3 protein-coding genes and 1 pseudogene are annotated in these 6,527 nt (G+C 69.6%); all 4 read right to left on the reverse strand.

All coding sequences use genetic code 11. The annotated features are described in order from the left end of the window. Positions 1-80: 80 nt before the first annotated feature. Complete coding sequence (glgB, locus tag ACFWYS_RS46355; protein WP_384783116.1) at positions 81-2,753, reverse strand: 1,4-alpha-glucan branching enzyme; 2,673 nt, start codon at positions 2,751-2,753, stop codon at positions 81-83. After that, positions 2,750-4,213 (reverse strand): maltokinase, encoded by a 1,464-nt coding sequence (locus ACFWYS_RS46360; RefSeq protein WP_384783119.1) that lies wholly within the window; start codon positions 4,211-4,213, stop codon positions 2,750-2,752. Before ACFWYS_RS46360 ends, glgB begins: the two co-directional genes overlap by 4 nt. A gap of 83 nt (positions 4,214-4,296) precedes the next feature. Then, positions 4,297-5,997: a maltose alpha-D-glucosyltransferase gene (gene treS, locus ACFWYS_RS46365; RefSeq protein ID WP_384783122.1), complete on the reverse strand. Its 1,701-nt coding sequence runs from the start codon at positions 5,995-5,997 to the stop codon at positions 4,297-4,299. Beyond that, positions 5,994-6,527 (reverse strand): annotated as a pseudogene (locus tag ACFWYS_RS46370) (alpha-1,4-glucan--maltose-1-phosphate maltosyltransferase); the annotation flags it as partial. The gene treS and the pseudogene ACFWYS_RS46370, both read right to left, overlap by 4 nt.

Here is a 6,527-nt window from a genome sequence, read left to right on the forward strand (position 1 = left end):
GGCCCCTTCAGGGCCGAAGCGGGGGTCTGGGGGCGGCAGCCCCCAGGGACGGGACGGGTAGGGGCGGCGGGGGCGAACAACTAGGCCGGGCGCAGCCAGACGGTCGCCAGGGGTGGCAGGGTCAGGCGGATGCTGGCCGGGCGGCCGTGCCAGGGCTGGGGCTCCGGCTTGACCGGGTCGGGATTGGTGACGTCGCTGCCGCCGTACTTCGCCGCGTCGGTGTTCACCGTCTCGTGCCAGGCCGGGACGTCGTCCGGGACGCCAAGGCGGTACTCGTCACGGACGACCGGCGACATGTTCGACACCGCAAGCAGCGGGACGCCCTCCGCGTCGTAGCGCAGGAACGCGAACACGTTGTCGTCGGCGGCGTCGCCGACCACCCACTGGAAGCCGGACGGGTCGGTGTCGCGCTGCCAGAGCGCCGGGGTGTGGCGGTAGACCGTGTTGAGGTCGCGGACCAGGTCACGCACGCCCCGGTGGTCCGGCTCCGCCCCGTACGCCGGGTCCAGCAGCCACCAGTCGGGACCGTGCGCCTCGGACCACTCGGCGCCCTGGGCGAACTCCTGGCCCATGAAGAGGAGCTGCTTGCCGGGGTGGGCCCACATGAAGCCCAGGTAGGCGCGGTGGTTGGCGCGCTGCTGCCACCAGTCGCCCGGCATCTTCGACACCAGGGAACGCTTGCCGTGCACCACCTCGTCGTGGGAGATGGGCAGGACGTAGTTCTCGCTGTAGGCGTACACCATCGAGAACGTCATCTCGTTGTGGTGGTACTTGCGGTGCACCGGCTCCTTGGCCACGTACTCCAGCGAGTCGTGCATCCAGCCCATGTTCCACTTCAGACCGAAGCCCAGGCCCCCGAAACCGCCCGGACCCGACACATGCGTCGGACGCGTCACGCCGTCCCAGGCCGTGGATTCCTCCGCGATGGTCACGACCCCCGGCACCCGCCGGTACACCGTCGCGTTCATCTCCTGCAGGAACGCAACCGCGTCCAGGTTCTCCCGCCCGCCGTGCTCGTTCGGGAGCCACTGGCCCGGCTCGCGTGAGTAGTCCAGGTAGAGCATGGAGGCGACGGCGTCCACCCGCAGTCCGTCGATGTGGAACTCCTCGCACCAGTACAGGGCGTTGGCCACCAGGAAGTTGCGCACCTCGCGTCGGCCGAAGTCGAACTCCAGCGTGCCCCAGTCGGGGTGCGCGGAGCGCAGCGGGTCCTCGTGCTCGTACAGCGGACGGCCGTCGAACTCCGCCAGCGCCCAGTCGTCGCGCGGGAAGTGCGCCGGCACCCAGTCCATCAGCACGCCGATCCCGGCCTGGTGGAGGGCGTCGACCAGGTACTTGAAGTCGTCCGGCGTGCCGAGCCGGGCCGTGGGCGCGTAGAAGCCGGTGACCTGGTAGCCCCACGAGCCGCCGAACGGGTGCTCGGCCACCGGCATCAGCTCCACGTGCGTGAAGCCCAGGTCCTTGACGTACGCGGGGAGCTGGTCGGCCAGTTGCCGGTACGTCAGGCCGGGGCGCCAGGACGCCAGGTGGACCTCGTAGACCGAGAACGGCGCCTCGTGCGTCGGGGTCGCACCGCGCCGCTCCAGCCACGCCTCGTCGCCCCACTCATGGTGCGAGGCGTGCACGATGGACGACGTGTTGGGCGGGGCCTCCGTCCGGCGGGCCAGCGGATCCGCGCGCAGCGTCTTCGAGCCGTCGGGCCGGGTGATCTCGAACTTGTACAGCTCGCCCTCGCCGATGTCCGGCACGAACAGCTCCCAGACCCCGGTGCCGCCGAGCGAACGCATCGGATAGCCCGTGCCGTCCCAGAAGTTGAAGGTGCCGGCCAGTGAGACGCCGCGGGCGTTCGGCGCCCACACCGTGAAGCGGGTGCCGGTCACGGCCTGGTGCGTCATCGGCTCGGCGCCCAGCGCCCGCCACAGTTCCTCGTGCCGTCCCTCGCCGATCAGATGCAGATCGAGCTCGCCCAGCGCGGGCAGGAAACGGTACGCGTCCTCGGTCTCCTGCACCGACCCCTCGTACGCCACGAGCAGCTTGTAGTTCTCCGGCACCGCCCGCAGCGGCAGCAGCCCCGAGAAGAACCCCTCCGCGTCGTCGTGCAGTTCCGCCCGCAGATTCCCGGCCACGACGGTCACCGACAGGGCGTACGGCTTGAAGGCCCGGAACGCGACACCGCCGGGCACCGGATGCGCGCCGAGCACGGAGTGCGGGTCGTGGTGCGTGCCGGTGATCAGACGGTCGCGGTCGGCGGCGTCCAGGGCCGGCGAGACGGTGACCTCCACGGGCTCGGCCGGCTTCGGGACGGCCTGCTGCGCCGGGATCTTCTTCTTCTGCGCCGCCTGCTGCGCGGGGATCTTCTTGGCGGCGGCCTTCTTGGTGGCGGTGCCCTTCGCCGCCGTGGCCTTCGCGGTGGTGCTCTTCGCCGCGGCCTTCTTCGCCCCGACCTTCTTGGCCACGGCCTTCTCCGCCACGGCCTTCTCGGCTCCGGACTTCTCCGCTTCGGCGTTCTCCACGGCGGCCTTCTTGGCGGGCGGTTTCTTCGCCGTGGCCTTCTTGGCCGCCGGTTTCTTCGTGGCCGCCTTCTTCTGCCCGGCGGCCTTCGCCGTCGCCTTCTTCGCCGTCCCCTTCCGCACGGCCTCCGCGGCCTCCACGGCCTTGGTCGCCGCCCTTTTGGCGACGCTCTTCTTCTCGGCCGACTGCTCGGCCGTGTTCTCGGGTTCCGAACCGCTGGAGGGAGTGGTGCGGGGGGTCACGGGCGGGGCCTCCTTGGCGAAGGTGGAGATGAGGGGGTGGCGGGGGAGGAGAGGGAGGAGGGGGACGGGGTACCGGAGTCCGCGGCGAGACGATGTATCGCGGACAGCGGAACCGGGAGCCAGTCGGGGCGGTGCCGGGCCTCGTAGACGACCTCGTAGATCGCCTTGTCGGTCTCGTACGCGCGCAGCAGAACCGGATCGGTGCGCGGATCGACACCACCGGCCTGTGCGTACCCGGAGCAGTACGCGGCCCGGCAGGCCTCGGCCCAGCCGGGTGCCGGACGCTCGGCCGAGTGGGCGGCGTAGTCGAAGGAGCGCAGCATCCCGGCGACGTCCCGCACCACCGGCTGCGGCATCCGCCGCTCGGCCAGCGACTTCGACGGCTCGCCCTCGAAGTCGATGAGCCACCACTGACCGGCCGGTGAGCGCAGGCACTGTCCGAGATGCAGATCGCCGTGAATGCGCTGGGCGGTCCACGTGTGACCCTCGGCCGCGAGCGCGGCCAGCGCCTCGAAGGCCGAGCGCAGACCCGGCGCGTACGGCCGCAGCGCGGGCACCGCCTGCGCGGCCGCGTCGAGCCGCTCGACCATGCCGTCGACCAGCTGCTGCACCTGTGTGTGCCCCAACGTCACGGTCGGCAGCGTACGGGCCAGCACCGTGTGGACCTCGGCAGTGGCGCGCCCGAGCGCCCGCGCGGCGGCGGCGAAGTCCTCCCCCTTGGCCAACTGGCGCAACGCCAGCTCCCAGCCGTCGGCCGCGCCCTGCACGAATGGCTGGAGCACACCGAGGACATACGACTCGCCGGCCAGCTCGGCACGGATCCACGCCGTCGGCGCGGGCACCCGGTCGCAGTCCTCGCGGGCCAGCGCCAGCGGCAGCTCCAGGTCGGGGTTGACGCCGGGCACGACCCGGCGCAACAGCTTCAGGATGAACGTATCGCCGTAGACGACGGACGAGTTCGACTGTTCGGAGGTGACCAGGCGCGGCACCAGACCGGACCGGATGTCCTGGCCTCCGTCCTGCTCGAAGCGCAGGGCGCCGATGCGGGCCCCGGTGCGCAGTGCTTCGAGGAGCAGCTCGCTGGGGCGGGTGTCGTACAGGGCGTCGTACACCGTGCGTCCGGCGAGCGGGCCCTCGGCCACGTGTCCGATCAGCGCGGGCGCCAGCCGCGGCGGCAGCGCCTCGCGCTCCCCTATGAGGAGTTGGTAGCAGTCGGCCGGCAGCTCGGGTGAGCCCGGCACGGGGGCGAGGGGCTGATGGGCGCGCACCAGCAGGTGGTACAGGCCCAGTTTGCGGCCGGGCGGCAGCAGCTCGGTGGCCGCCACCAGGGAGAAGCCCGTGACCGGACGCCCCTTGCCCGCGAACCAGCGCTGCCGCGGCAGCCACTCCCGCAGCAGTGGGTCCAGTGACGCAAGGAGGCCGGGCGAGGTGGTGATGGTACGGGTGACGGCTTCCGACATGGCGTCGCGTCCTTTCCCCGGGAGGTCGGGGTGTTACTCATGCGTGCCCCCGGCGGGGCGGTGGAAACCGCCCCGCGGGGCTCTCAGGCGGCGTCCTTGCGCAGCCGGAACCAGTAGAAGCCGTGGCCCCCGAGAGTCAGCAAGTACGGCAGCTCACCGATGGCCGGGAATCGCACCCCGCCGAACAGCTCCACCGGATGCCGCCCGTTGAACTCGCGCAGATCCAGCTCCGTCGGCTGTGCGAAACGGGAGAAGTTGTGCACGCACAGCACGAGGTCGTCCTCGTATTCGCGCAGGAAGGCGAGTACGGCGGGGTTGGAGGACTGGAGTTCCGTGTAGGTGCCGAGTCCGAAGGCGGGGTTCTGCTTGCGAATCTCGATCATGCGGCGGGTCCAGTGCAGGAGCGAGGACGGCGACGCCATGGACGCCTCGACGTTCGTGACCTGGTAGCCGTGGACCGGGTCCATGATCGTGGGCAGGAACAGCCGTCCCGGATCGCAGGACGAGAACCCCGCGTTGCGGTCCGGGGTCCACTGCATGGGGGTGCGGACGGCGTCGCGGTCGCCGAGCCAGATGTTGTCGCCCATGCCGATCTCGTCGCCGTAGTAGAGGATCGGCGAGCCGGGGAGGGACAGCAGCAGCGCGGTGAACAGCTCGATCTGGTTGCGGTCGTTGTCGAGGAGCGGGGCCAGCCGCCTGCGGATGCCGATGTTGGCGCGCATCCGCGGGTCCTTGGCGTACTCCGCGTACATGTAGTCGCGTTCCTCGTCGGTGACCATTTCGAGGGTCAGCTCGTCGTGGTTGCGCAGGAAGATGCCCCACTGGCAGCCGGACGGGATGGCCGGGGTCTTGGCGAGGATTTCCGAGACCGGGTAGCGCGATTCCCGCCGTACGGCCATGAAGATGCGCGGCATGACCGGGAAGTGGAACGCCATGTGGCATTCGTCGCCGCCGCTTCGGTAGTCACCGAAATAGTCGACGACGTCCTCGGGCCACTGGTTGGCCTCCGCCAGCAGCACCGTGTCCGGGTAGTGGGCGTCGATCTCCTTCCGCACCCGCTTGAGGAATTCGTGGGTCGCGGGCAGGTTCTCGCAGTTGGTGCCCTCCTCCGCGTACAGATACGGCACCGCGTCCAGCCGGAAGCCGTCGATACCCAGGTCCAGCCAGAACCGCAGGGCGGAGATGATCTCCTCCTGCACGGTCGGGTTCTCGTAGTTGAGATCCGGCTGGTGGGAGAAGAAGCGGTGGAAGAAGTACTGCTTGCGGACCGGATCGAAGGTCCAGTTGGAGGCCTCGGTGTCGACGAAGATGATGCGGGCGTCGCCGTAGGCCTTGTCGTCCTTCGCCCACACGTAGTAGTCGCCGTAGGGGCCGTCGGGGTCCTTCCGCGACTCCTGGAACCACGGGTGCTGGTCGCTGGTGTGGTTCATGACGAAGTCGATGATGACGCGCATGCCCCGCTGGTGAGCGGAGTCCACGAATTCCACGAAATCGGCGAGATCACCGAATTCCGGCAGCACCGAGGTGTAGTCGGAGACGTCGTAGCCGCCGTCCCTGAGCGGTGATTTGAAGAAGGGCGGCAGCCACAGGCAGTCGACGCCGAGCCATTGCAGGTAGTCGAGTTTGGCGGTGAGGCCCTTGAGGTCGCCGACGCCGTCGCCGTTGCTGTCCTGGAAGGAGCGGACCAGGACCTCGTAGAAGACTGCTCGTTTGAACCAGTCGGGGTCACGATCCTTGGCGGGGGTGTCCTCGAAGGTGTCCTGAACGGGCTCGTTGACGATCATTTTGTGGGTGACCCTCCGATCTGCGGGGTGGACGGTCGCAGAACACGAAAGATGTGCGCGGGCTCGCGGCCCGGCTCAAGGCGCACATAGTTGGTCCTGCCCCAGTGATAGGTCTCGCCGGTGAGCTCGTCGCGCACCGGCACCGACTCGTGCCAATCCAGGCCGAGTTGCGGCATGTCCAACGAGACCGTGGCCTCCTGGGTGTGGTGGGGGTCGAGGTTGGCGACCACCAGAACCGTGTTCGATCCCTGCCGTTTGGAGTAGGCGATCACCTCGTCCTTGTCCGTGTGATGGAAGTGCAGATCGCGCAGCTGCCGCAGGGCGGGGTTCGCGCGCCGGACGGCGTTGAGCCTGGTGATCAGGGGGGTGATGGTGCGGCCCTCGCGTTCGGCGGCGGCCCAGTCGCGGGGGCGGATCTGGTACTTCTCCGAGTGGAGGTATTCCTCGCTGCCGGGGCGCAGGGGGGTGTTCTCGCACAGTTCGTAGCCGCTGTAGATGCCCCAGGTGGGGGAGAGGGTGGCGGCCAGGAC

This window comes from Streptomyces sp. NPDC059010 (genome assembly GCF_042740355.1).
GTDB lineage: Bacteria > Actinomycetota > Actinomycetes > Streptomycetales > Streptomycetaceae > Streptomyces.